Source organism: Pseudomonas sp. Irchel s3a12, from assembly GCF_900187485.1.
In the GTDB taxonomy this organism is placed as follows: Bacteria; Pseudomonadota; Gammaproteobacteria; order Pseudomonadales; family Pseudomonadaceae; genus Aquipseudomonas; species Aquipseudomonas neuropathica.
Genome location: NZ_FYDN01000013.1, coordinates 196,820 through 222,315 on the forward strand (window position 1 = coordinate 196,820; position 25,496 = coordinate 222,315).

A 25,496-nucleotide genomic window follows, 5' to 3' on the forward strand; every position below is an offset into this window, starting at 1 on the left:
AGATTCACAGCAAAGGTCATGCCGTCCAACAGGCATAAACGACAAAGGCCCCGAAGAAGGGGCCTTTGTGTTTTTACATCAACGACTTATCAAGCAAACGGATGACGCAGAACGATGGTTTCGTTGCGGTCCGGGCCCGTCGAAATAATGTCGATCGGCGCGCCGATCAGCTCTTCAACGCGTTTGATGTAGGCGCGAGCGTTAGCCGGCAGCTCTTCCAGGGTTTTTGCACCCACGGTCGATTCGGTCCAGCCCGGCACTTCTTCGTACACAGGCTGCAGGCCTACGTAGCTGTCAGCGTCGGTCGGAGCAACGGCGTTGCCTTCGGCGTCTTTGTAGCCAACGCAGATGTTGATGGTTTCCAGACCGTCGAGTACGTCCAGCTTGGTCAGGCAGATGCCCGAAATGCTGTTCACATCGATAGCGCGACGCAGGATAACGGCGTCGAACCAGCCACAACGACGGGCACGGCCGGTGGTCGCACCGAACTCGTGACCTTGTTTAGCCAGATGCGCGCCGACGTCGTCGAACAGCTCAGTCGGGAATGGACCCGAACCGACGCGAGTGGTGTAAGCCTTGGTGATGCCCAGGATGTAGTCGAGGAACATCGGGCCAACGCCGGAACCGGTCGCTACGCCACCGGCAGTGGTGTTGGAACTGGTCACGTACGGGTAGGTACCGTGGTCGATGTCGAGCAACGAACCCTGAGCGCCTTCGAACATGATGTCTTTGCCGGCGCGACGCAGGTCGTGTAGCTCAGCGGTGACGTCGAGCATCAGCGGCTTGAGCAGCTCAGCGTATTCCTTGCACTCGGCCAGGGTTTTCTCGAACTCGATGGCCGGCTCTTTGTAGTAACCGACCAGCATGAAGTTGTGGTAATCCACCAGTTCACGCAGCTTGTCTTCGAAGCGCGGCATGTTCAGCAGGTCGCCAACACGCAGGCCACGACGAGCAACCTTGTCTTCGTAAGCCGGGCCGATGCCGCGACCGGTAGTACCGATCTTCAGCTCGCCACGGGCCTTTTCACGGGCCTGGTCCAGCGCCACGTGGAAGGACAGGATCAGCGGGCAGGACGGGCTGATACGCAGACGCTCACGCACCGGTACGCCTTTCTCTTCCAGCTTGGTGATCTCGCGCAGCAGGGCGTCAGGTGCAACCACCACGCCGTTGCCGATCAGGCACTGCACGCCTTCGCGCAGCACGCCCGACGGGATCAGGTGCAGGACGGTTTTCTCGCCGTCGATCACCAGTGTGTGGCCAGCGTTGTGGCCACCTTGGTAGCGCACTACGGCTGCAGCATGTTCGGTCAGCAGATCAACGATCTTGCCTTTGCCCTCATCACCCCATTGGGTGCCCAGGACTACGACATTCTTACCCATAACACTTGTCCTCATTCGCGCAAACTTGGTGCCGGCGATGGCCGGCAGGAAAACTCAAGAAGCCAGTGGCGATACTTGCCAAAGCCCGTTCTGCTGAATCAATTGCCGGTCGCAGTCCGCATCACGGGCGGCGGCCAAAGGTTGCCCAGGCAAAGCCTGAACGACACGCTGACCCTCACTGCGCAACTGGCAAACCTGCTGCCAGAGTGCCGCATCCGTACTGTCAGGCATCCAGATACCGCCAGACGGTAGCTCGATCTCAGCACGCCCCAGGGTCACCAGGGTTTTCAAATCGGTGGAAAAACCAGTCGCCGGACGCGCGCGACCAAAATCCGCGCCGATGTCGTCGTAGCGACCGCCCTGAGCGATGGACTGGCCAACGCCCGGAACGAACACCGCGAACACCACACCGGTGTGGTAGTGGTAGCCACGCAGCTCGCCCAGATCGAAGTACAACGGCAGGTCCGGGAAACGCGCCGATAGGCGCTCGGCGATTGCCAGCAAATCTTCGAGTGCTGCCAAAACCGGCGCCGGTGCATTGGCCAGTCGTTCGCGGGCAGCGCTCAACACTTCACGCCCGCCACACAGGTCGACCAGCGCCCGCAGCATGCCGGACAAGTCGGCCGGCAAGCCTTCGGTCAAGGTAATGACCTCGTCGATGGCCTTGCGTTGCAGCGCATCGAACAACTGCTGTTCGACTTCACCGGACAGACCGGCGGCACGCGCCAGACCACGGTAGATGCCAACATGACCAAGGTCCATGTGCACATCCGGCACATCGGCCAGTTGCAGCATGGCCAGCATCAGGCTGATCACTTCAACGTCGCTGCTCGGGCTGGCGTCGCCGTACAGCTCGGCGCCCAACTGGATCGGGCTGCGCGAGGACGACAATGCACGCGGCTGAGCATGCAGCACGCTGCCGGCGTAGCACAGACGGCTCGGACCTTCGCGACGCAGGGTGTGCGCATCGATACGCGCCACTTGCGGCGTGATGTCGGCACGGAAACCCATCTGCCGGCCCGATTGCGGGTCAATGACCTTGAAGGTACGCAGATCCAGGTCCTGGCCCGCGCCGGTCAGCAGGGATTCCAGGTACTCGATATGGGGAGTCACGACAAACTCGTAACCCCAGCTCTGGAACAGATCCAACACCTGACGACGCGCGACTTCAATGCGCGCCGCTTCCGGTGGCAGTACTTCTTCGATGCCATCTGGCAGCAGCCAGCGGTCTACCGTTGCCATTACGCCATTCCCCTTTGATCCGGGCGGCCAGCCTGCGGGCGAGCCTTGAGTGAAGCAGAAAATGACCGAACCGTTCAAAACGCACGCGCATGAACGACGCGGCGAAAGGCCTGTTAGCGGCTTCGCCCATCACTTTCCTCGAAATACTCTCGGGCCATTCAACCCGATGCCTGCAACAAAAAACAGCAATCAAACGTGCAGACGCAAAAAAGCCGGGAATTTCCCGGCTGCCGCATCATACACACGTTTTCCCAAAGGATCACCCCGCCCGAGGTTTTAGCCGCCGGGCGGAATGATTCAGGTCAACGGCGTATCAAGGCTTGGCCTTTTCCAGGTAGTGGAAAAAGTCGCTGCTTGGGTCAAGGACCAATACGTCGGATTTGTTCGCGAAGCTTTCACGGTAGGCGCGCAGGCTACGATAGAAACTGTAGAACTCCTGATCCTGACCGTAGGCCTTGGAGTAGATCGCAGCGGCCTGGGCATCACCATCACCGCGAACCTCTTCGGATTCACGATAGGCTTCAGCCAGCAGCACGCGGCGTTGACGATCGGCGTCGGCACGGATGCCTTCCGCTAGCTCGTTACCCTTGGCGCGGTGCTCGCGAGCTTCACGCTCGCGCTCGGTGCTCATACGCTCGAACACACTGCGGTTCACTTCTTTCGGCAGGTCGATGGTCTTGACCCGGACATCGACAACTTCGATACCCAGCTCCTTTTCCGCCATTTTGTTCAGCGATGCGGTGATGTCAGCCATCAACGCGTCACGCTCACCCGACACTACTTCGTGCAGAGTGCGCTTACCGAACTGGTCACGCAGACCGGATTCAAGACGACGGGAAAGACGCTCGTCGGCGATTTGCTTGAGGCCGGAAGTTGCGGTGTAGAAGCGCTCGGCATCTTTCACGCGCCACTTGGCGTAGGCATCGACCATCACGGCTTTCTTTTCCAGGGTCAGGAAACGCTGTGTCGGTGCATCCAGCGTCATCAGACGTGCGTCGAATTTACGCACCTGGTTAACGTAAGGCACTTTCACATGCAGGCCTGGCTGAACATCGGCCTGAACCACGCGGCCGAATTGCAGCAGCACCGCACGCTCGGTCTGAGCGACGATGTAGAAGCAGTTCCAGCCCACCAGTACCACAACAACGCCAACGATCAGGGCGATCAGCGATTTATTGCTCATCAGCGGGTCTCCCTTGTGCGCGACTGCGGCAGGTCAGTGACATGCGGCGTGACGTCCGTGTTGTTGCTGGCGGCAGCCGAACCGGTGACCGGTGCATTGCTGCCCGAACTGTTCTGAATCATTTTGTCCAACGGCAGGTAAAGCAGGTTGCTCTGGCCGTTCTTGTTGCCGGTCACGAGTACCTTGCTGGTATTGCTGAAGACTTCCTGCATGGTGTCCAGGTACAGACGCTGGCGGGTAACCTCAGGTGCCTTGCGGTACTCGGCGACCAGCTTGGTAAAGCGATCGGCTTCACCCTTGGCGCGCGAGACCGTTTCGTCACGGTAACCGTTGGCATCCTCGAGGATGCGCTGGGCCTGACCACGGGCTTCCGGCACGACGCCGTTGGCGTAGGTTTCAGCCTGGTTGCGCGAACGCTGCTCGTCTTCACGGGCGCGGATCACGTCATCGAAGGCTTCCTGCACTTCACGCGGTGCCGCTGCGCTCTGTACGTTGACCTGAGTGACGGTGATACCGGTGCGATAGGTATCGAGGAAGCGTTGCAGACGCTCCTTGATTTCGCTGGCCATCAATTCACGACCTTCGGTCAGCACCTGGTCCATGGCGGTGGAACCCACCACGTGGCGCAGGGCACTGTCAGTCGCATGCTGCAGACTGATTTCCGGCTGATCGACGTTCAGCACGAAGTCCTGCAGGTTGCTGATCTTGTACTGCACGGTCAGCGGCACTTCGACGATGTTCTCGTCTTCGGTCAGCATCTGGCCTTGCTTGGTGTACGCACGCTCACGCGTGACGTTTTCCATGTACTTTTTATCGATCGGCGGGAAGTAGATATTCAGGCCTGGGCCAACAGTCTCGTAGTACTTGCCGAAGCGCAGCACCACGGCTTGCTCCTGCTCGTCCACCACGTAGACCGCGCTGTACAGCCAGACAGCCGCCAGCACGACGAGGCCGATGCCGAGCAGACCGCCGAAGCCGCCACCGCTCCTGCCCGAACCACCGCCGTCATCACCACCGCGTTTCTTACCACCACCGAACAACCCGTTCAGGCTTTCCTGCAGCTTTCGGAAGGCCTCGTCGAGATCCGGTGGCCCCTTGCGGTCGCCGTTATTGCGGCGTTTGCCACCCCAAGGATCCTGATTATTCGAGTTGCCACCCGGCTCATTCCAAGCCATAGCGCTCTCCATCTGATAAAGCAAAGACGCACCCACGGCGCGCCGACCAATGCTACAGAATGCCTGCCGTTACGGCACAACCGCTTCTTCAGGCTTTTATTGCAAAGTGTGTTGCTCGATGAATTCCATCGGCTGCAATCCTTCGCGGCTTACCAGTCGATTCAGCTCGACCCGGGGCAAACGAACGGCCAGCAGGCTGATGCCTTCTTCGTCATGCTCTTCTTTCTGCACCGCACCGAGTTCGAAAAACTGCGCACGCAGTCGGGCGAATCGTTGCGGCAAGCGCAATGTGCCGATGAACAAATCACTGCCGAGTAATTCGGCAATGGCTTGTTCAAGCAATTCCAGACCACTGCCATCACGTGCCGAAAGCCAGACCCGCTGGGGCTTGCCGTTTTCGTCGCGCTGGATTTGTGGCTCAACGCCTTCAAGCAAATCGAGTTTGTTATAGACCTCGAGTATCGGCAAGTCCTGGGCACCAATCTCGCCCAGCACCACCATCACCTGCTCGATCTGCAACATGCGATCCGGCTCGGCCGCATCGATCACGTGCAACAACAGGTCGGAGTTGGCCGACTCTTCGAGGGTAGACCGAAATGCTTCGACCAGCTTGTGCGGCAGGTGACGAATGAAGCCTACCGTGTCCGCCAGAACAATCGGCCCCAAGTCGTCCAGATCCAGACGGCGCAGGGTCGGGTCCAGCGTGGCGAACAACTGGTCGGCCGCGTACACGTCGGATTTCGTCACATTGTTGAAGAGTGTCGATTTGCCGGCGTTGGTATACCCCACCAGAGACACGGTCGGAATATCGGCACGGGAACGGCCACGTCGCGACTGCTCGCGCTGGCTGCGCACCTTCTCCAACCGGCCCTTGATCTGGCGCAGGCGGACCCGCAGCAAACGCCGGTCGGTTTCCAGTTGGGTCTCACCTGGACCGCGCATGCCGATGCCGCCACCCTGACGCTCAAGGTGAGTCCAGCCGCGAACCAGGCGCGTGCTCATGTGGTCAAGCTGGGCCAGTTCGACCTGGAGCTTGCCTTCATGGGTACGGGCGCGTTGGGCGAAAATATCGAGAATCAGACCGGTACGGTCGATCACGCGACACTCGAAAACACGTTCGAGGTTACGTTCCTGACTGGGCGTGAGGATGTGATTGAAAATCACCAGATCGGCTTCTTCAGCCTTGACCAGGTCGCGCAGTTCCTCGACCTTGCCGCTGCCGATCAGAAATTTGGCGGTTGGCCGATGACGCGGTACGTTAAAAAACGCAACGGTCTCGGCGCCCGCCGAATTAGCCAATTCCTGAAACTCCTGCGGATCTTCGCGCGCCTCAGGGTCCTGTCCATCCAAGTGAACGAGGATCACTCGCTCACCACCACCGTGGCGCTCAAAGAACAAAGGAGACTCCTATCAGGCGTTACCTGGCTCAGCGTCACCTGCTTCGGATTCGGTTGCGCTAGGCAGACGAATTGGACGAACCGGCACTACTGTCGAGATAGCGTGTTTGTAAACCATCTGGCTTACGGTGTTTTTCAGCAGGATCACGAACTGGTCGAACGACTCGATCGTGCCTTGCAGTTTGATACCGTTGACCAGGTAGATGGAAACCCCAACTTTCTCTTTACGTAAAGTATTCAAGTAAGGGTCTTGTAGCGAATGCCCTTTTGACATGTGCCGCACTCCTTTAAGGATTCAATAATAAAAAATAGGTAATTCAGATGGCTTTGGCCGTCACACCCCCAAGGATAGACGGCAATTGCAAGGACTCAGCTCAATATGGAGATGGTCCCAAGGTATTTCAAGGCGCGTGGCAGATTGTCGCAATCAAGACTGTCCAGCCAGTGTATATCTTCCCAGCTGCGCAGCCAGGTGAACTGGCGTTTGGCCAATTGGCGCGTGGCGATGATGCCGCGCTCCTGCATTTCGGCCAACGTCAGCTTGCCATCCAGGTAGTCCCAGACTTGGCGGTAGCCTACCGCACGTATAGACGGCAACCCCGAATGCAGGTCACTTCTTTTACGCAGGGCTACGACCTCGTCGAGGAACCCCTGTTCCAACATATTTGTGAATCTTTGTTTAATGCGCTCGTGCAGTACCTGACGATTCGCCGGGGCAATGGCCAAGTTCGCGACAGTATAGGGCAATTGTTGCAGTCCCGAAGCGGCTGCTTCAGTACTTTGCGCAGATTGTTGCTGACGCAGCTCGGTCATGCTCTGACCACTGACTCGATAAACTTCCAGCGCGCGACTCAAGCGCTGCGGATCGTTCGGGTGAATCCGCGCCGCTGACACCGGGTCAATGAGCGCCAATTGATCGTGCAAGGCTTGCCAACCGAGGCGTGCAGCCTCTTCTTCGATCTGCGCGCGGACATCGGCATCGGCCGCTGGCATATCCGCCAGACCTTCGACCAAAGCCTTGTAATAGAGCATCGTACCGCCGACCAGCAGCGGAATTTTTCCGCGCGCGGTGATCTCGGCCATGGCTTGCAAGGCATCGCGACGGAAATCCGCAGCCGAATAAGCCTCAGCCGGGTCGAGAATATCGATCAAGCGGTGCGGATATTCGGCCAGCAGTTCTTTCGAAGGCTTGGCAGTGCCAATGTCCATGCCGCGATAGACCAGCGCTGAATCGACACTGATCAACTCGCACGGCAGCACCTTGGTCAGCTCGATGGCTAGATCGGTCTTGCCCGCAGCGGTCGGGCCCATCAGGAAAATCGCTGGAGGAAGCTGGCTCATCAACGACCGCGCAGGAACAGTTTGTCCAGATCGTCCAGGCCCAATTGGGTCCAGGTCGGTCGGCCATGGTTGCATTGACCGCTGCGCTCGGTGTTTTCCATGTCACGCAGCAGGCCGTTCATTTCCGGCAGGGCCAGGCGCCGATTGGCGCGGATCGCGCCGTGGCAGGCCATGGTGCCGAGGAGTTCGTTGAGGTGCGCCTGAATCCGGTCGCTGGTGCCGTACTCCATCAAGTCCGACAGGACATCGCCGACCAGGCGATTGGCTTCAGCCTGCTTCAGCAAGGCCGGGATCTGCCGAATCGCCAGGGTTTCCGGGCCCAGACGCTGCAGCTCGAACCCCAGACGCTGGAACCATGCCGCGTGCTCTTCAGCGCAATCGGCCTCGCGCTGGCTAACGGCCAAGGATTCCGGCACCAACAATGGCTGCCCACTGAGACCCTCGCTGGCCATGGCGATTTTCAGGCGTTCGTACATGATCCGCTCGTGAGCAGCGTGCATGTCCACCAGCACCAGCCCTTGGGCGTTTTCGGAAAGAATGTAGATACCTTTCAACTGCGCCAAGGCATAACCAAGCGGAGGAATATCTTCCTGCCCGGCCGGCAGTGCGTTGGCATTAGCCTCAGGCAGCGGCGCGAAAAACTCGCGATACGCAGCCTGAGCCTCGGCCGCCGGCGGTACCGCTGATTGTGGGCGTGGCGTGTATTGATACTGGTAAGCCCCGCCAGCGCTGGCACCGGACGAGGTATTGAACGCCGGCTGCGCCTGCGGTTGCTCCAGCAGCGCATTGGCCGCCAGACGCATTTCGCCCTGCGGGCCGAACTCACCGGCATCGAGGCCCGTTGGCCGCACGACAGCTGTGGTCACGGAACCGGCAAGCTGATCTTCCGGACGCACGTCGCCCAAAGCGCGGTGCAACGTGCCATAAAGGAAGTCATGCACCATGCGCCCGTCACGGAAGCGCACTTCGTGTTTGGTCGGGTGCACGTTGACGTCGACCGCCGCCGGATCGACTTCAAAAAACAGCGCAAACGTCGGGTGACGACCGTTGAACAGCACGTCGCGATAGGCCTGACGCACTGCGTGGGCCACAAGCTTGTCGCGCACCGCCCGGCCATTCACAAAGAAATATTGCAGATCCGCCTGACTGCGGTTAAAGGTCGGCAAACCAACCCAGCCCCAAAGGTGCAAGCCGTTGCGCTCGATCTCGATCGGCAGCGCCTGCTCGAGGAAACCCGAACCACAGATCGCCGCCACACGCCGGGCGCGGGCCGCGTCATCGTGGGCTTCGTGCAGGCTGAGAATGGTCTTGCCGTTATGCCGCAGATGGAAAGCCACGTCGAAACGCGCCAGCGCCAGACGCTTGATCACTTCTTGCAGGTGATCGAACTCGGTTTTTTCGGTCTTGAGGAATTTTCGTCGCGCCGGGGTGTTGAAAAACAGGTCGCGAACTTCCACGGAAGTGCCGACCGGATGCGCCGCCGGTTGCACCCGAGGCGCCATGTCGCGGCCTTCGGTTTCGACTTGCCAGGCTTGATCGGCATCGCGAGTACGCGAGGTCAGCGTCAGGCGCGCCACGGAACTGATCGACGCCAGCGCCTCACCCCGGAAACCGAGGCTCATCACCTGTTCAAGGTCTTCCAGGTTGCGAATCTTGCTGGTGGCGTGACGGGCCAGCGCCAGCGGCAGATCATCGGCAGAGATGCCGCTGCCATCGTCACGCACCCGCAGCAACTTGACCCCGCCCTGCTCGACATCAACATCGATTCGCTTGGCGCCGGAGTCGAGGCTGTTTTCCAGCAGTTCCTTGATCACCGAGGCCGGACGTTCAACCACCTCACCGGCGGCGATCTGGTTCGCCAGCCGTGGGCTGAGCAGTTCGATACGGGCAGCAGCGTTCAGCACTTCGTTCATTCTTTGGACGCCAGTTCGGTGCCAGGAATGGTCAAGTGCTGACCGACTTTCAGTTCATCGCTTTTCAGATTGTTGGCAGCGCGCAGCGTGGCCGGCGACACCTGATAGCGCACGCCGATCATCGCCAGCGTTTCACCCGGACCGACGCGATGATCGCGCGGGCCTTGAGCGATCTTGCCGGAATCACGCAGCCAGGCGATGTAAGTGCCCGGTGGCGGGTTCTGCTGGAAGAACTGGCGCACGCCGCTGCTGATCGAGCGGGCCAACGCTTGCTGATGGCTCGATGCCGAGAGCTTGTTGGCTTCGTTGGCATTGGAGATAAACCCGGTTTCGACCAGAATCGACGGGATGTCCGGCGACTTCAACACCATGAACCCGGCCTGTTCCACACGCTGTTTGTGCAACGGCGTGACGCGGCCGATGTTGGTCAGGACTTTCTGACCGACGTTGAGGCTGGAAGTCAGCGAGGCAGTCATCGACAGGTCGAGCAACACGCCGGCGAGCATGCGGTCCTTGTCATCCAGGCTGACGTTGCCAGCACCACCGATCAAGTCGGAACGGTTTTCACTGTCGGCCAGCCAACGGGCGGTTTCCGAGGTTGCGCCGCGGTCGGACAGGGCAAACACCGATGCACCGAAAGCGGCGGCAGATGGCGCCGCATCGGCGTGGATCGACACAAACAGGTCGGCGCCCTTCTTGCGGGCAATCTCGGTACGACCGCGCAACGGGATGAAATAGTCGCCGGTTCGGGTCAGTTCGGCGCGGAAGCCTTTCATGCCGTTGACCTGACGCTGCAGTTCGCGAGCGATCTGCAGCACTACGTCTTTCTCACGCTGACCGCGCGAACCGGATGCGCCCGGGTCTTCGCCACCGTGGCCGGCGTCGATCACCACAATAATGTCGCGCTTGCCGGCCGGGGCTGGCGGCAACTTGATTGCCGGTTCGGTCGGGGTTACCGGCACCGCTGGCACAGTCGCGACCTGCGGCGTCGGCGCAGGTGGCGGTGCGGCGTCGGCCGGGTTATCGAACAGGTCGACCACCAGGCGGTTGCCGTACTGCGCGTTCGGCGCCAGCGAGAAGCTTTTCGGGGTGACGGCTTTTTTCAGGTCGATGACCACGCGCAGGTCGGTCGGCGTGCGCTGGGCCGAACGCATTGCGGTGATCGGCGTGTTCGCGGTCTGCACATTCAGCGGTGCACCGAGGGTGGCACCGTTGATGTCGATCACCAGCCGGTCCGGTGCGGTCAGGGTAAACACGCTGTGCTGCACCGGGCCGCTCAGGTCGAAGACCAGTCGCGTGTTGTCCGGCGCCCGCCACAGGCGCACGCTGTTGACCTTTGAATCGGCCACAGCGTTGACGGTTACTGCCATCAACAACAGTCCAGCGGCAGCCACCAACGCGCGAAAGCGCATACCTAACCCCATCATTTAATTGGATTCCAATGCCAAAGCGGCACACCAGGCCTCGCCACGCGAGCCCTGGGATAAAATTTTCAGCGAACGCCCGCTGTCTTGCGGGCTAATGGTAATGGTCAGGTCAGGCTTTGGCAAAAAGCCTGCACCTTTATCGGGCCATTCGATCAGGCACAGGGCATCGTCTTCGAAGTAGTCGCGGATGCCGAGAAACTCCAGCTCTTCCGGATCGACCAGGCGATACAGGTCAAAGTGGAAGGCGCGGATGTCACCGATCTCGTAGGGTTCGACCAAGGTGAAGGTCGGACTTTTTACCGCGCCGACATGGCCCAAGCCGCGAATGATGCCCCGCGACAGGGTGGTTTTGCCCATGCCCAGGTTGCCTTCGAGAAAAATCAGGCCATGGCCCTGGGTCACGCGGGCGATCCGTGCGCCAAAGTCGCTCATGGCCTGTTCATCGGCCAGGTACAGGGTTACTTCAGACACGGTGCTTGCTCCTCCAACAACTGACGAATGGCTGGAATCAGATCACTGGCCGCCAGCCCACGGCCGAATTTTCCTTGTTGCTGACCGGCATTGGCGTGCAGCCAGACCGCCAGACACGCCGCATCAAAACCGGCCATGCCCTGCGCCAGCAGCGCACCGGTCAAACCGGCCAGTACGTCGCCGAGTCCTGCAGTGGCCATGGCCGGATGACCTTGGTGACAAAGCGCCAAACGGCCATCGGGATGCGCAATCAGGCTGCCTGCGCCTTTCAACACCACCACTGCTGTATATTTTTTGCTCAGCGCCAACGCTGCCGCGGGACGATCCGCCTGCACGTCGGCGGTGCTGATGCCCAGCAAACGCGCTGCTTCGCCCGGATGCGGGGTGATCACGCAATCCTTGGGCAATTGAACGAAATCACTCGCCAGCAAGTTCAGTGCGTCGGCATCCCACACTTGCGGCAATGCCGCGTTGGCCGCCGCCGACAGTAATGCGCGGCCCCAACTGGCCTGGCCGAGGCCAGGACCGACGACCAGCGTCGAGACTTTTTCCAGCAAACCCATCAACTGATTGGCCGATGAGGTGCCAAGAACCATAGCTTCCGGCACACGGGTCAGGGCTGCTGGCACATGCTCGGGACGGGTCGCCAGCGAAACTATGCCCGCGCCGCTGCGCAACGCCGTTTCGGTACTGAGCAGGATCGCCCCGCCAAATCCGTGATCGCCACCGATCAGCAACACATGGCCAAAACGCCCCTTGTGCGACGCCGGCGCGCGCGGCGCCAATCGAGGAAGATTAGCGGCATTGAGTCGCTGGGCGCGGACAGGAATGTCACGGTAAGTTTCCGCTGGCGCCTGCAAATCGTTGAACAGCAGCGCGCCGACATGATCCGCCGCGTCACCGGTGAAAAGCCCAAGCTTCAGACCAATAAAGGTCACCGTGAGATCGGCACAGACCGCGACACCCAGCGCTCGCCCAGTGTCGGCACACAATCCGGAAGGGATATCGACCGCAGCAACCGGCAAACCACTGACGTTGATCGCATTGATCGCGGTGGCATACGGCTCACGCACGTCGCCGCTCAGGCCGGTGCCGAGCAGGGCATCGAGGATGACCCCGCGCAACTCACTGTCAGCGCTCCAGCCCTGAATCGCCACACCGTGCGTCGAGGCCTCGGCATGGGCTGACGCCGCGTCGCCCTGCAATTGCCGGGGATCACCGACCGCCAACACCCGCACAAGCAACCCGGCTCGCTGGGCCATGGCCGCGACCAGATAACCGTCTCCCGCATTGTTGCCATGCCCGGCCAGCACCGTCAGTTCAGTCGCCGAAGGCCACTGTCGCACCAATGCGCGCCACGTCGCATGGGCCGCGCGCTGCATCAATTCGAAGCCCGGCGTACCGGCAGCAATCAGCCGTGCATCGAGTTCGCGCACCTGTGCGGCGCCATACAGCGCGTCGGGTAATTCATCTTTCGTATGCGGCATGCGTCTTCGGGCTCCGATGTCTGGCAGAATTATACGCACCTCAGCTCCGGTTTCTCTCGCCTCATGTCCGCCATCACCACAGACCTGCCCGCCCTCGCCCAATCGATCAAGGATTGGGGCCGCGAGCTGGGCTTCCAGCAAGTCGGCATCAGCGGCCTGGATCTGGCCGAGCATGAGCAGCACCTCGCGCGCTGGCTCGAGGCCGGCTACCACGGCGAAATGGACTACATGGGCGCCCATGGCAGCAAACGCTCGCACCCCGAAGAACTGGTGCCGGGCACGTTGCGCGTGGTCTCGCTGCGCATGGACTACCTGCCCGGCGACACGCAAATGGCGCAAATGCTCGCGCAACCGGAAAAAGCCTACGTGTCGCGTTATGCCTTGGGCCGCGATTACCACAAATTGATCCGTAAACGTGTGCAGCAATTGGCCGACAAGATTCAGGCGCAGATCGGCCCGTTCGGTTTCCGCGCGTTTGTCGACAGCGCCCCGGTGTTGGAAAAAGCCATCGCCGAACAGGCCGGGCTGGGCTGGATCGGCAAAAACACTCTGGTGCTGAATCGCAAGGCCGGCAGTTATTTCTTCCTGAGCGAGTTGTTTGTCGATCTGCCCCTTCCGGTGGATGAACCACACAGCACTGAACATTGCGGCCGCTGCACCGCGTGCCTCGACATTTGCCCGACCAATGCTTTCGTCGGTCCCTACGTGCTGGACGCGCGGCGCTGCATTTCCTATCTGACCATCGAGCTGAAAACCGCAATCCCCGAGGATCTGCGGCCGCTGATTGGCAATCGCGTGTTCGGCTGCGATGACTGCCAGATCGTCTGCCCGTGGAACCGCTTCGCCAAGCCCTCAGGGGAAAGCGATTTCAAGCCACGGCACAACCTCGATAATGCCGAGTTGGCTGAGCTGTTTTTGTGGGACGAAGAGAAGTTTTTGAGCAGCACTGAAGGTTCGCCGTTGCGGCGGGCGGGGTATGAGCGCTGGTTGCGGAATCTGGCGGTAGGATTGGGCAATGCGCCTTCAACGATTCCGGTGCTGGAAGCGTTGAAGGCTCGACGGGATTATCCGTCAGAGTTGGTCAGGGAGCATGTGGAGTGGGCGCTGGAACGGCACTCCAGACTTTCGAATGCATAAAGGGCAAGCAAAATACTCAAGCCGCTCACATGCGCGTTGTATCAATGCTTTTAGCCGTTTTCATCATTGTGTTGGTCTGCCCGTCGGACAAATGGCCGCCCGCCTGCAAGACTTTGCAAACTCGCTGTTTACTGTCCTCTAGAAGGTAAATACGCTCCCCACGTCCTTTCGTCTTCGCAAAAAAAACATGCGTTACTTTTCTTCCAGCGCCGACGGGGCCGAACTCCTCGTACAGCATCTCGGACTCCGCCGCTGCTTGGCTGGCGGACTTATTGCCTTCCACGAGCTTGTAGAAACCTTTAGCCCTCTCCTCATTAATTTCAGACACGAAATTGTCTTTTTTGGCCCTATGCAATTGCCAAGGTTCGTCCGGCACTGTCTCCACGGGCGCATTGGCTTTTTTGGCCGCAGCCTTGGCGCCTTTTCCACCCTTCTTTAAATATTGCCCCGCTTTGCCTGCCCCCTTGCCACTGAGCCCTTGGCTAAAGGCTGAAGCCATCTTCCTGCCAGCATTCACAGCAGCTTTTGCACCTGCCGCCATACCTGCACCCAGCGAAGCCAGCCCAAGACCAAAACTGATCCAGCCCAATATCTCGCCTGCTTGAGAACCCGGTGCCAGCTCATTGGCCAGCTCGCTGGCGATACCCGCCAAACCTGAAGCAACCGCCAGCCCCAATGCCGCCACTGCCCATGGCGTCGCCGCGCCCATCGTTAGTACGCTGGCCACAACCCCGAGAATACTGAGTCCGATGCCCAGGATCGTTTGCCAGGATATATGTCCGGTAGGGTCAACACGATTGACAGGGTCGCCCAGGCAATAACTGTAGGCATTCAATCCGCCCGCGCCGAACGGGCTCATGCTGTCGGGGGCGAGAAAACGCATCAGTGTCGGACTATAGGCTCTGTAACCGTTACCCAGCAGATACAACCCGGTCACCGGATCCAGCTGCTCGCCGTTGAACCCTGCCAGGCTGAACAGTCCACCTTCGGCAGGGCGATGCCCGTAAGGGCTGTAGGCGCAATCGGTGAGCTGTTCCTTGCCCAGCGTTGCCAGCACGCTTTGCTGATGGTCGGTACAAAACAGCTGCGCGCCGGCGTTCGAACCGAGTTGCTGTTGCCCCACAAGCGCTCCACCGTGACGCACAAAACTGGACGAATTTTCACCACTCACCTCATTGGCGACCCGGCCCGCATGGTAGTAACGCTGCGTAATCACCTTGTCGGGTTGCGACAGTTCGACCAGATCGTCGAAGCCGTCGTAATGGTAGCCACGAATGACTGATCCCCCTGCGCTGGACAATTGCTCAAGACGTCCGAATGCGTCATAGGCCAGGGTTCGCGCCTGGTCGTCCTTGATCATCCTGCCGTTGGCGTCGTATTCCAGTGTCACTGCCGGTGGATAGTCGGCATGGGAATGTTTGACTGCACTGAGCTGTACAGGATCAGGATTGTCATAACTGAAGGTGGTCAGATTCATGCCCAGCGGGAACTTCGTCTGCACGGTCAGAATGTTATCCAGCGCATCGAAGGTGAACGTCTGCCGGACAATTTCCTTGCCATACGGATCGCGGGGCTTTTGGGTGCCAGCACAGTCGTACTGGATCAGTCGCCCGCGCACATCGTAGGTGAATTGTTCGTCGCGCAATAGTTGCGTGCCGCGCCTGGAGACTTTCTGCGCCAGTTTGCCGGCAAGCGTGTAAGTCGATTCCAGCGTCTGGTCGGGCTGGCCCTGAATCTCGAACGTACGACGGGTTTCACGACCGATATCGTCATAGGCAAACCGGGTGATCATCTGCCGCTTGGTCGACGTTTCTTCGGTTTTCGTCCAGTCCAGCATCCCCGTCTGGATGGCGTAGTGGAATTCGGTTTTCAACGAGCCCTGTGAGGTGGATAGCAGGCGGCCGTGCTTGTCGTATTCGGATCGGCTTTCGGCTCCGAGTACATCGACATGGGTGATCGGTCGTCCCTGCAGGGACCAGGTACTGGACGTTGATTTTGTGATAGCGCCGAAGGTCGTCGTTTCGGATTTGAGGCGTCCGGAAGGGTAATAGGTAAAGCTGCGCTCCCTGCCGTTTTCGGTACAGGCCAAGGGATTGCCACTGGCGGGGTCGTAAGTCAGGTTCGTGAGCAATGCACCTGACTTGCGCTCCGTCAGCACACCGCCCAGATCGCGCAAATAAGTGAATTCGGTTTTTGTGCCATCAGCACTCTTGTACCACTGCGGCTGAGTGAAGCCCGCTTCATAACCCGCCTCGGACTTTCGTCCGCCTACGGTACTTTGTATCAAACGATCCAAACCATCATAAGTTTGCTGCCCCAACACCGTGTCACCGACCTTGATGCCGATCGGTAGCCCGGCATCGCTATGTTCGGCGTAGTCGGTCACCACCGTATTGGAATCAGGCAGGACAATGCGGATTATCCGGTCAAAAACGTCGTATTCATATCGAGTGATATTGCCGACAGGATCTGTCTCGCTGGTTGTGCGCCCCAACCCATCATAGGTGTAAACGATTTTGCCGAGACTCTTGCTCTTCAGATTGAAGCTCTCGACACTCAGCGGTTTACCGAAGTCATTGACGAGGGTGAGTGTCTTGCCCATCCCCTGGAGCCAATGGGTTTGCTGGCGAAGAACCGGATTCGCCTCGCTGTGTTCGATACGCCCGTCGGCATGCAGCGTCTTGCTGACCTGGCCCCAGGAATCGAATTCGTAGCGGGTACTGAGCGGATAAGGCTTGCCGTCACGCCAATCGGTCAGCGTCACTTTCACCGTGTGACCGACCGAATCATGCAGGGCAGAATAAATCGTGCGAGCCTGAATAAGCCCGTCCTTGTCAGGATGGTCGCAGTCCTTTTCCTGAACGGTGATCACCCGCTCCAGGCCGTCATAATTCACACGTTGCTCACCACCGACGGGATCCGTGGTCACCATGGTCGCCGGTTGCTGTTTACTGGCGGCCAGATAGGCAAACTGGGTAGCGGCCGCATAAGGGCTCCCGGAAGCAACCGTTTTGCGCACTGCCCGGCCGATGGCGTCGTATTCATGTTCGACGTGCTCGCCATCGACACCGACCTCTGACATCAGTAATCCGGTCAGCGTCGAAAGCACTTTCTCACTGGTCTGTAGCGCACCGTCGAATCCACATGTGCTGGACTTGACTCGCAACCTGTCACCCTCGAGTTCATAGGAAAACCCGGTAGAGGTTTTTTTCTCATTGAGGGTGATACTTTGCTGTTTCGTGGCACCGTGCTTGAGTGGGTCCTTGGGCGTATCCAGATAGCTGCGTTCGGTTTTCGAGCGTAAGACTTCAACATCTGCCACAACTTCGTAAAAACGTTCCGCAACCGGCAACACGAATGCCAGCTCCGCCCCCTCCAGTGCAGTATGCAGCGCATAGTCGTAGTACGTGACAGTCGAAGCCCCACCCGACGCGGCAGCGGTAACCGTTCTCTTTTTCGGGAACCTTGAGAAACCCAGCGGATCCTCTGGGCAATTGTCTCCACCACCTACCGGATAAAATTCCGTCGAAGTCGTCACCCCACTTGGCTCAATGTGTTTGAGCAAGTTGCCTTCGCCATCGAACTCGGTGACGGTGGTTTCCACACGCTGCTGTTGGGTGCGTCGATCGAGGTGAGTCACCGTATGGACTTTCGGCATACGAAACTGAGCAGCCTGCTCATTGAAAGGCTTGGTGACGGAGCAGTGATACTCGGTGGCGGTGGCGATCTGGGCGTCACCGCAGGTTGTAACCTCAGCCACCAACAGATGGAACTTGTTGTAGGTGCGTTTAATGCGCGTATGCACTTTGCCGCTCAGTAACAACTGCTCGTCCGAGGTATAGACATAGTGGCCGGGCGCCAGATAGAGCGGGTCCAGGTCATTATCCTTGGCGGGGAGGAGGCCCTGCCCAAGGAAGTTATGGTCGGAGTACGTGTATGTCTTGCAGAGTCTGGGTTGGCCGCGCCCTGGGTAGATATCGTGCGCGATAACAAACGGCAGTGTCTGTTCCGCGCCATTTACGAAGCTATGACCTTGCCGCTTGTAGCGAATGATTTCTACGCCGCGCAGCGGATTGACGACTCGGTGCAAATAGCTGCCCTCGTCGATGACTTCATATTCCAGCTCCCAACCTTTACCTACCGGAAGCTCGATTGCCGTTACCCGAGCGTTTTTCAAGATCAACTTGTAGTCGGAACTGGAAGAGGTATCGGGATACCGGGTCAACGTTACCTGACCTGCATTGCGGGTGATTTTCAGCAGGCATTGTTTGGCGTCACGAACTTCGGCCAACCTGGGGAACTGGTTGAACATCTCGTGCTTCAACGCGATGCTTACACCGTTCGCCGCGATTATTTTTTCCGCTACGGCGACCTGAGTGCCAGCCAGGACCTTGAGCAGTTCACGCCGACCATCCTTGTATCGAACTTCATAGCGCCCTGCTCCGGTCACCAGCACCTTTGCCGTTTGCAGTTTCATTTCCTTGAACTTCAAACCGGTGGACGTTTCCACAGCCTTGTAACGCTCACCGTTGGACAGCGTCATGACTTTGCTGCGCAAGTCGTAATGGGTCAGGGTCAAAGACCAGCCAATGCCAAAACCAGAGTCCGCCTGGTTGAGCGGATTGAAACCCATTGAAAGTGCAAGCTCAGGACCATTGAGATCCGCCGAGTGCAACTTTCCTAACGAAAACGAGCACGTATACATGCCGGTGCGGGGATCCACACCTCCGGAGACAAATTCACCGAAGTTGAAAGCATTTGAATGAACAGCGGCAGATAAATTACTTTCCATTGAAAAACGTCCTTTTATTTCAAGATCCAGATATTGACTCGTAAACTTGGCCAGCAAACATCGCTGACCACATTATGAAATCAGACAATCTGTTTCATTGGTCGCTTGGACTCACCCAGAATAAAAGTGCGCTGCTCTTTATTACCTTCGATACACAGCCTGTGTACCGAGCCAAACTCATCGATCACTGCAAACTCGAATGAACCCTCGCTTTCCCGCCCCACTTGCAGGTCAGCGGAAATATATTGAACAAGCGTCAGTTGCCCAGGCACATTGTTGATCGGCACGTTCATGATACCGAGGGGACTGCGGAAATTTGCTTTCAGGCCGTAGATGGGTGCCATGTAACCGTAAAAGTTTCTGCGCCCGTCGCGAGTACCAGGAATGTTTCCGGAGGCATAGACTTGCACCGCATCTTCGGAATCATAAGGATCAAGTTTTACCTCACTGCTGTACCAGTCAAACAGGTGAATCTGCCTGCCGTCCGCGTGCAGCCCAATGTGATGACTTTGAACCCAGTCATATTGTGCTTTCTGCTGTCTGCTACCATATTCATTGAATGTAAAGCTCTTCAGCGAATATTCTTTCGGCGGAATTGCCTCCAGCGTAACACTGCTGTCAAAGCCGATTCCGTTACTTCGCAATAACACGCCATCCACGAGAATTTCGGCGGCCACTTCCATGATTCCGGGCCTGGTGGCCGAAACCCAAAACTGGAAAATCTGCACGGGATCAGAGTCGTCACTTATCCGATTGTGCGTGGCACGTGGTACTTCGGTAATCCGCGGTGCACCGCCCGACATTTCGTGAGCATAACGATTTTCCTGCAGCGATACATTCCAGTCGCCTTCCAGAGGGCGCGCGCCGTTATAGGCGATCAACCGCAGTGATTGCAGGGCGGGATGCCCATACAGAGATGCGCCATCGCCATTGTTATCGATCCCGTGCAGAAGCACCAAAACACGCACCTGCATGCGCCCGTTGGCATAAAGCACTTTATGCTGGCCCGACCTTGTGGCATCGAGTTTAACTTCGATACGGGAAATACCAATTTGCTCATCAAACATTTATCAATACCTTGCTGATTAATACACTTCGCCCTCTAAGGACCCAGCAAACTATTGACGCTCGCTTTAAATAAGAACAGCCGCGACATTCGACAAATTATGAGAAAGTAATATTTCAACATCAACCCCAACAGCTCTCACAAATGCTAATACATTCAACAATCGCAGACCACATCAAGCGAACTTCAACCACACTCCGCCTGCCCCTTTGATTTCAGCACTCAACAATCTGCTCCCCTCCTGACCTCAACTGCACAGAATCAAAAGAGGAGCCAACGGGCAGTTTATTCTTGTCAGGTTATGTTAGAAAAACAAAGGAGCGGTTACTTCCACCAATATTCAGTCACTGTCTGAACCTGTCGAGAATCCGCTTTCCGAGGACTCGCTATCGGAGTCAGACTCGAAAACCACCTCCTCCGTCTGGATTTCCACCTTCCGATCCATACTGGAGTTTTCAAGATACTGACTAATCCGTTGCCTTGACGCGTCACTCAGCGGATTATTCAATAAACCAATGAACAGATCCTGTGTATCGGGAATCTCGAACAATTCATATCCCACGTCAGAAATATTATTATCATGCAATGCCACAACCCCCAGTTTCCTGAGCGAATCTATGCCTGAAGGAACGCTGGAAAGATGTGCGTTGCTCAGCATTAATCCGGTTAAACCGGCCATGTAGCCTACATGCGGAACAACTGTCAGAGGATTGTTTGCCAGATTCAATCGGATCAGCGTTTCGATTCTGGACAATCCTTCAACTGTGACCTCGGATAGTTTTAGCGAGCACCCGTCCAGCGTAAGTTCGCTTAACTGGCGCATTTGAAATATTCCCGACGGGAATCCTTCCATTTTTATACCAACGACTCCCAAATATTGAATATTCGGAAAGCTGTCGAGAAACGCACCTATCCGTGCACCCGGTTCATTTGCGGTCAATATCAACTCTGCTACATATTCAAATCGGGCGGACAACGTTGGTAACTCACCCGAAAAATCAACATAGTGAGAAAAATAATAATCCCCCTCGCCCCACCTCGAAACCGACTTGCGCTGCCAGATATCTTGCAGCTTTGCGCTGAACTTCTCGCGAGCCAGGCGTCGTTCGGCAAGCGTCGACGCGCCCTCTGGTTCCGACGTCCGCGTATGAGGTGATGCCCCTTCGGCAGTCCATATCGCCAATTCATTACGCAATGTCACAAATTCTTTTTCCAGGCGCAGCAATACGCCGGAAGGATCACTCTTCAAGCGCTCGGTGATAAATGCCGTCACCTCCTGATCTGGAAGATGCGGATAAAGATCACGCACACGGTCGGCAACGGACTTGGTCGATGTCAGGTTGTTGTCGCCGCCGCCTCGCAACTGCCCCGTTTGCCGGTGTTGTGCAGTGGCAGGATCAACGGTAACCGCAAGCGGCGCCATCCCCAACAACTCACTCACGGTTTGGCGTGATGGCAACGGCTGCGCACGGACCCACTGTTGCAACGCCGCACCACCAACTTCTGTCACACCCAGCAACTGACGATGCCCGGGCGACAACAGAAACCAGATGGTTGAATACAGGTCCTTCGATTTCCGAGGTGATTGGGCGTCGCGGCTCTGGAGGACATAGCCATCATCCTGACGGATCAGTATGTGACGAAACGGCGATCGGGCCTCGCCGATAGCGCTCAGGACATGCCCGTCCATCGTCCCTTGGCGAATCTCGACACGCGTTTGCCGCGGCCAATTCGCCAGATTTCCGAGCATATGCAGCACTAACCGATCAGTGTCCGGGTTGGCTACGGCCTCTAAGTGAATGCCTTCCACGGCCCTTGCCAAGCGAATCTCTCGCAGCGCCACCAGAGCCTCTTTCGCCACTCGCTGAGGCATGCCTAGCTGGTTGTGCATATGTAAACGCTCGGCAGCGCTCATATTGCGCCATATCGCCAGCGCAGCCGTTTTCGGTAGATGTGGAAACACCCGGCGCATCCGTAAAGTGTTTTCATCGCAATCGGATTCAAAGGCATCTTCCAGATCCTTGAACCGCCTAAATTGCTCAGGGGCGGCCCCGCGTCCCTGCGCCTGAATCGTCTGATCAAGTTCCAATCGCCTGATGGTGTCCTCCAGTAAAAAAGGCGCAGGGCGGTCATGAATGAGCACATCGCGCAGCACTGATTCATTGACCCCGCTCACGGCCAGCACACGTGCAACCATGACGGCGGAAAATTGCCCCACGGAAAGGCCCATCCGGCGAAAAAGTTGTGCGGTTTGTACTGAGATTGAGTCAGTGAAGGGGGGGACATCGCTGTTCAGCGGAGCCCAGAACCGGCCTTCGCTGTCCGGCTTCAATAGCGGGCCGGAGGGGTCGAGTTCACTGGCCAGCGTGGCGCGAAACAGCCCGCTCTTAGCGTCCAGCACCACTTGCACAACATGGTCATCGGCCACGGCCACGTACTGGCGCTGCTTCACAATCCTGATGCCTTGCGCATCGGTTTCATCGAAGGTTTTGGGTGCAGGTATGCAGTAATCTGCCAGTGAGTACTTCGCGGCATGCATCGCGAACTCATCGATCGCAGATGACCTCGGGTTCACGCTCACTCTGATCGCTGGCGTCACTGCGATCGAGTCAGACCCGAAGGAAACGGGCAACGCTTCGAGGTGATGGGGTATAGGCAGGTGCGGCATTGCTGAAGAGCCGGACGGTGGCCGGCGAGCACCGTCTACGCTGAATTCGTGGGTTTTGATTGGGGCAGGTACAGGTTTGACCTTTGGCAGTTTGCCAGTCATGGCTGCTCATCCTTGAGATATGGCTGCGTTGGCCCCGCATACAGAAGGGCCAACACTCGATATAAGCAAAAGCACTTTGAATGCAATTACCTGATAATTGAACACCACAGCTTATCGGTAGTTGCCATGCCAAAAAGCATATATATCTACTACATCCACTGGCATTGCATCAGTGAAGGTGAGTCTTAGCCTCGTTCCAGATATAAATTTCGTTCGTAAAAGTTCACGCGAATCGCCAGCCTATGCTCCGTACCGTGTTCATCAATGGCAAGAAAGTGAAGCTTGTCTCCGTACTTGGAACTTTTACCGGCTTCCGAGTATTCGGACAGGGCTTGCACGACGGTTAGCTCTCCATCGCTCTGGACCTTCACATCATAATGCTCTCGACCCCATGTATGGGCGTCAGGAAAAAAGGTGTATACAAAAGGATCTCCGTTAGCCGGCAAGATCACAGTCACCCTTTGTTTTTCAGGGCGAACAAGAATGACCTCCATATAATTGGTTTTTATTTCATTAAGTCTGTTACCCCCCGCAAATTTATGGTCAACGCCTTCTCCTACTCCGTCTACAACCCAATCGACCAGTTTGATCTGCTGCCCTCGCGGATAGAGCCCAAGACGGTGGTTCCAGATTCGATTGCCGGGCAATTCATCGCCGCGCCGGGTTTGATACCAGCGAAATTCTTCGATGGAATACGCCGATGGAGGTTGTGCTTCGATGGTTACACTACTGTCATGAACACTGGAGAGTGTCGTTCCATTACTGAGAATCCTCTCACCGTTCAGCGACAGACGCGCACCAATCTGGGTCGTCCCGGCGCTCGATGAGGATACCCAAAACGTTCGGACCTGAGGATGGACGCTGTCATTTTCCGGATCGTTGTCGGGAGCGTCTCCGGCGGTGGTTGAAGGTCGTGCCTCAATCGTAAACCGCCCTTGATCGGTGCTTGCGACCCAGCCGTCGCGCAACGTCTTGCCAGTGCTGTAATGAATCAGTTCGATGCTTTCCATTACATCTGCAGGCACGTGCATGGCATTGCCGTTGGCGTCTACCCCGGAAACCAGAACTTGTACTTTCACCTGCATCCGGCCATTACCAAACAGCGACTTAGTGCGAGTATTGTCGCTCGCATCAAACTTGACCTTCATAATGGCAAGGCCTGCGAGTATGCGCGCAGTGGTTTGCTGATCGTGTGTAGCATCCATGCTTTCGCTCATGATGTGTTCCTTCGAAGAGTAATATTTAAATGTCGACATCGAAAATATGCCAACAAAAAAATTACAGACCTTTCAAATAAACAGCAAAGCGAAAAATGTAAGAAACATACGCTTGCAAACCTCTAGTGGCTTACAGACTTTTATCTGGCAAACAACTATTTTCCGGCGACAAGCATCAAGGCTCGTCGTTATAAACAAACTTGGGCATTTCCCAATGAAAACGGATGGCCAGCAGACGTAACAAGAACCCGCCGAACAGCGTAATCAGAATGGCTTGTTCACCGGGCACATTCAGATAAAGACACAGCATGTAGCACCACGCTGCGGCGAAGGAGACGCTCGCATACAGTTCGCGGCGAAAGATCAGCGGAATGTCGTTGCAGAAAATATCGCGCAAGATGCCACCGAACACCCCCGTGATCACGCCGCTGACCGACGCCACCAGCATGCCGTGGCCCATTTCCAGTGCGGTCATGCAGCCAATCAGGGTGAACGCCACCAGACCGACGGCGTCGAGCACCAGGAACAGCGAACGCAAGTGGCGCATCCAGCGCGCGGTGAACACAGTGAACATTGCCGCGACCGAAGTCAGCACCAGGTATTCCGGGTGTTTTACCCAGGTCAGCGGATAATGCCCGAGCAGCACATCGCGCACCGAGCCACCGCCCAAGGCTGTTACGCAGGCGATCAGTACCACGCCAAACCAGTCCATGCCGCGCCGCCCGGCAGACAGGGCGCCAGTCATGGCTTCAGCGGTGATGGCGATCAGATAGAGCATCAGCAACATGGTGGCGATCCAGGCAGGAAGGCGCGCAGTCTAGCCATTTCAGTGCGGCACCAAAAGGGGGCAATCGCAATGCCCGCCCCCATCGCCAGGCATCAGAACTTGATGAAATGCTTGCGGTAGTGCTGCAACTCGGCGATCGACTCACGGATGTCGTCCAGCGCCAGGTGTGTGCTGCCCTTCTTGAAGCTATCACGCACGTCCGGTGCCCAGCGCGCGGCCAGTTCCTTGAGCGTGGAGACGTCGAGGTTGCGATAGTGGAAATAGCTTTCCAGTGATTTCATGTGGGTATAAAGGAAGCGGCGATCCTGACAGATGCTGTTGCCACAGATCGGCGACTTGCCCTTCGGTACCCATTTTTCCAGGAAGGCGATGGTTTCAGCTTCGGCTTCGGCCATGCTGATTCGGCTGTCACGCACGCGCTGGGTCAGGCCGGAGTTGCCGTGGGTGCGGGTGTTCCACTCGTCCATACGCGCGAGCACTTCGTCACTGTGGTGGATAGCGATCACCGGGCCTTCGGCCAAGGTGTTCAGATCACTGTCGGTGACGATGGTGGCCATCTCGATGATGACGTCGTTTTCCGGATCCAGACCGGTCATTTCCAGGTCGATCCAGATCAGGTTCTGCGGGTTTTGCATATGTCGGCTCCTAGGCAATGCTGCGCAGTTTAGCCTAGGCCGGTGGCCGGGCGTGCTAAACTCGCGGCCGTTTTACC

At 57.5% G+C, this 25,496-nt stretch carries 18 protein-coding genes; 1 reads left to right on the top strand and 17 read right to left on the bottom strand.

Going from position 1 to position 25,496, the window contains the following annotated elements; genetic code table 11:
• Positions 1–89: 89 nt before the first annotated feature.
• The 11 genes from CKW14_RS22000 to CKW14_RS22050 form a co-directional block, all read right to left on the bottom strand.
• On the bottom strand, positions 90–1,379 hold the full coding sequence (locus CKW14_RS22000; protein ID WP_007915835.1) for an adenylosuccinate synthase: 1,290 nt from the start codon (positions 1,377–1,379) through the stop codon (positions 90–92).
• Between the two features lie 54 nt (positions 1,380–1,433).
• Positions 1,434–2,621, bottom strand: a complete 1,188-nt coding sequence (locus tag CKW14_RS22005) for an ATP phosphoribosyltransferase regulatory subunit (protein ID WP_038360371.1) — start codon at positions 2,619–2,621, stop codon at positions 1,434–1,436.
• Positions 2,622–2,934: 313 nt separating this feature from the next.
• Entirely contained in the window at positions 2,935–3,804 is an 870-nt protein-coding gene (hflC, locus tag CKW14_RS22010; protein WP_007915830.1) for a protease modulator HflC, read from the bottom strand.
• Entirely contained in the window at positions 3,804–4,979 is a 1,176-nt protein-coding gene (hflK, locus tag CKW14_RS22015) for an FtsH protease activity modulator HflK (RefSeq protein ID WP_016984785.1), read from the bottom strand. The genes hflC and hflK overlap by 1 nt, the downstream gene beginning before the upstream one ends.
• A 96-nt stretch (positions 4,980–5,075) precedes the next feature.
• A complete protein-coding gene (gene hflX / locus CKW14_RS22020) occupies positions 5,076–6,377 on the bottom strand; it encodes a ribosome rescue GTPase HflX (protein WP_093430181.1) in 1,302 nt (433 codons plus the stop codon).
• 12 nt (positions 6,378–6,389) lie between these two features.
• Complete coding sequence (hfq, locus tag CKW14_RS22025; RefSeq protein ID WP_007902656.1) at positions 6,390–6,650, bottom strand: RNA chaperone Hfq; 261 nt, start codon at positions 6,648–6,650, stop codon at positions 6,390–6,392.
• A 95-nt stretch (positions 6,651–6,745) separates the two neighbouring features.
• Entirely contained in the window at positions 6,746–7,717 is a 972-nt protein-coding gene (miaA, locus tag CKW14_RS22030) for a tRNA (adenosine(37)-N6)-dimethylallyltransferase MiaA (protein WP_095047299.1), read from the bottom strand.
• On the bottom strand, positions 7,717–9,618 hold the full coding sequence (gene mutL / locus CKW14_RS22035; protein WP_175559558.1) for a DNA mismatch repair endonuclease MutL: 1,902 nt from the start codon (positions 9,616–9,618) through the stop codon (positions 7,717–7,719). The genes miaA and mutL overlap by 1 nt, the downstream gene beginning before the upstream one ends.
• An 8-nt stretch (positions 9,619–9,626) precedes the next feature.
• Positions 9,627–11,000 carry an N-acetylmuramoyl-L-alanine amidase gene (locus CKW14_RS22040; RefSeq protein ID WP_371748301.1) on the bottom strand — a complete coding sequence of 458 codons (1,374 nt, stop codon included), beginning with the start codon at positions 10,998–11,000 and terminating at the stop codon, positions 9,627–9,629.
• Positions 11,001–11,057: 57 nt separating this feature from the next.
• A complete protein-coding gene (gene tsaE, locus CKW14_RS22045) occupies positions 11,058–11,528 on the bottom strand; it encodes a tRNA (adenosine(37)-N6)-threonylcarbamoyltransferase complex ATPase subunit type 1 TsaE (protein ID WP_016985707.1) in 471 nt (156 codons plus the stop codon).
• Positions 11,516–13,015, bottom strand: coding sequence for an NAD(P)H-hydrate dehydratase (locus CKW14_RS22050; protein WP_095126139.1), 1,500 nt, complete (start codon positions 13,013–13,015; stop codon positions 11,516–11,518). Before CKW14_RS22050 ends, tsaE begins: the two co-directional genes overlap by 13 nt.
• 63 nt (positions 13,016–13,078) lie before the next feature.
• Between CKW14_RS22050 and queG the strand changes: the two genes are divergently transcribed.
• Entirely contained in the window at positions 13,079–14,152 is a 1,074-nt protein-coding gene (gene queG, locus CKW14_RS22055; RefSeq protein WP_095047296.1) for a tRNA epoxyqueuosine(34) reductase QueG, read from the top strand.
• Positions 14,153–14,177: 25 nt separating this feature from the next.
• Here the strand turns inward: queG and CKW14_RS22060 are convergent, their stop codons facing one another.
• From CKW14_RS22060 to orn, 6 genes are all read right to left on the bottom strand, one after another.
• Positions 14,178–19,001: an RHS repeat domain-containing protein gene (locus CKW14_RS22060; protein WP_141231817.1), complete on the bottom strand. Its 4,824-nt coding sequence runs from the start codon at positions 18,999–19,001 to the stop codon at positions 14,178–14,180.
• A gap of 23 nt (positions 19,002–19,024) precedes the next feature.
• On the bottom strand, positions 19,025–20,011 hold the full coding sequence (locus CKW14_RS22065) for a hypothetical protein (protein ID WP_095047294.1): 987 nt from the start codon (positions 20,009–20,011) through the stop codon (positions 19,025–19,027).
• Positions 20,012–20,350: 339 nt separating this feature from the next.
• On the bottom strand, positions 20,351–22,780 hold the full coding sequence (locus tag CKW14_RS22070) for a DUF6543 domain-containing protein (RefSeq protein ID WP_095126141.1): 2,430 nt from the start codon (positions 22,778–22,780) through the stop codon (positions 20,351–20,353).
• Between the two features lie 185 nt (positions 22,781–22,965).
• Positions 22,966–23,997 (bottom strand): hypothetical protein, encoded by a 1,032-nt coding sequence (locus CKW14_RS22075; RefSeq protein WP_095047292.1) that lies wholly within the window; start codon positions 23,995–23,997, stop codon positions 22,966–22,968.
• 175 nt (positions 23,998–24,172) lie between these two features.
• Positions 24,173–24,784 (bottom strand): trimeric intracellular cation channel family protein, encoded by a 612-nt coding sequence (locus CKW14_RS22080; RefSeq protein ID WP_093430171.1) that lies wholly within the window; start codon positions 24,782–24,784, stop codon positions 24,173–24,175.
• A gap of 92 nt (positions 24,785–24,876) precedes the next feature.
• Entirely contained in the window at positions 24,877–25,419 is a 543-nt protein-coding gene (gene orn, locus CKW14_RS22085; RefSeq protein ID WP_064593092.1) for an oligoribonuclease, read from the bottom strand.
• Positions 25,420–25,496: the final 77 nt, after the last annotated feature.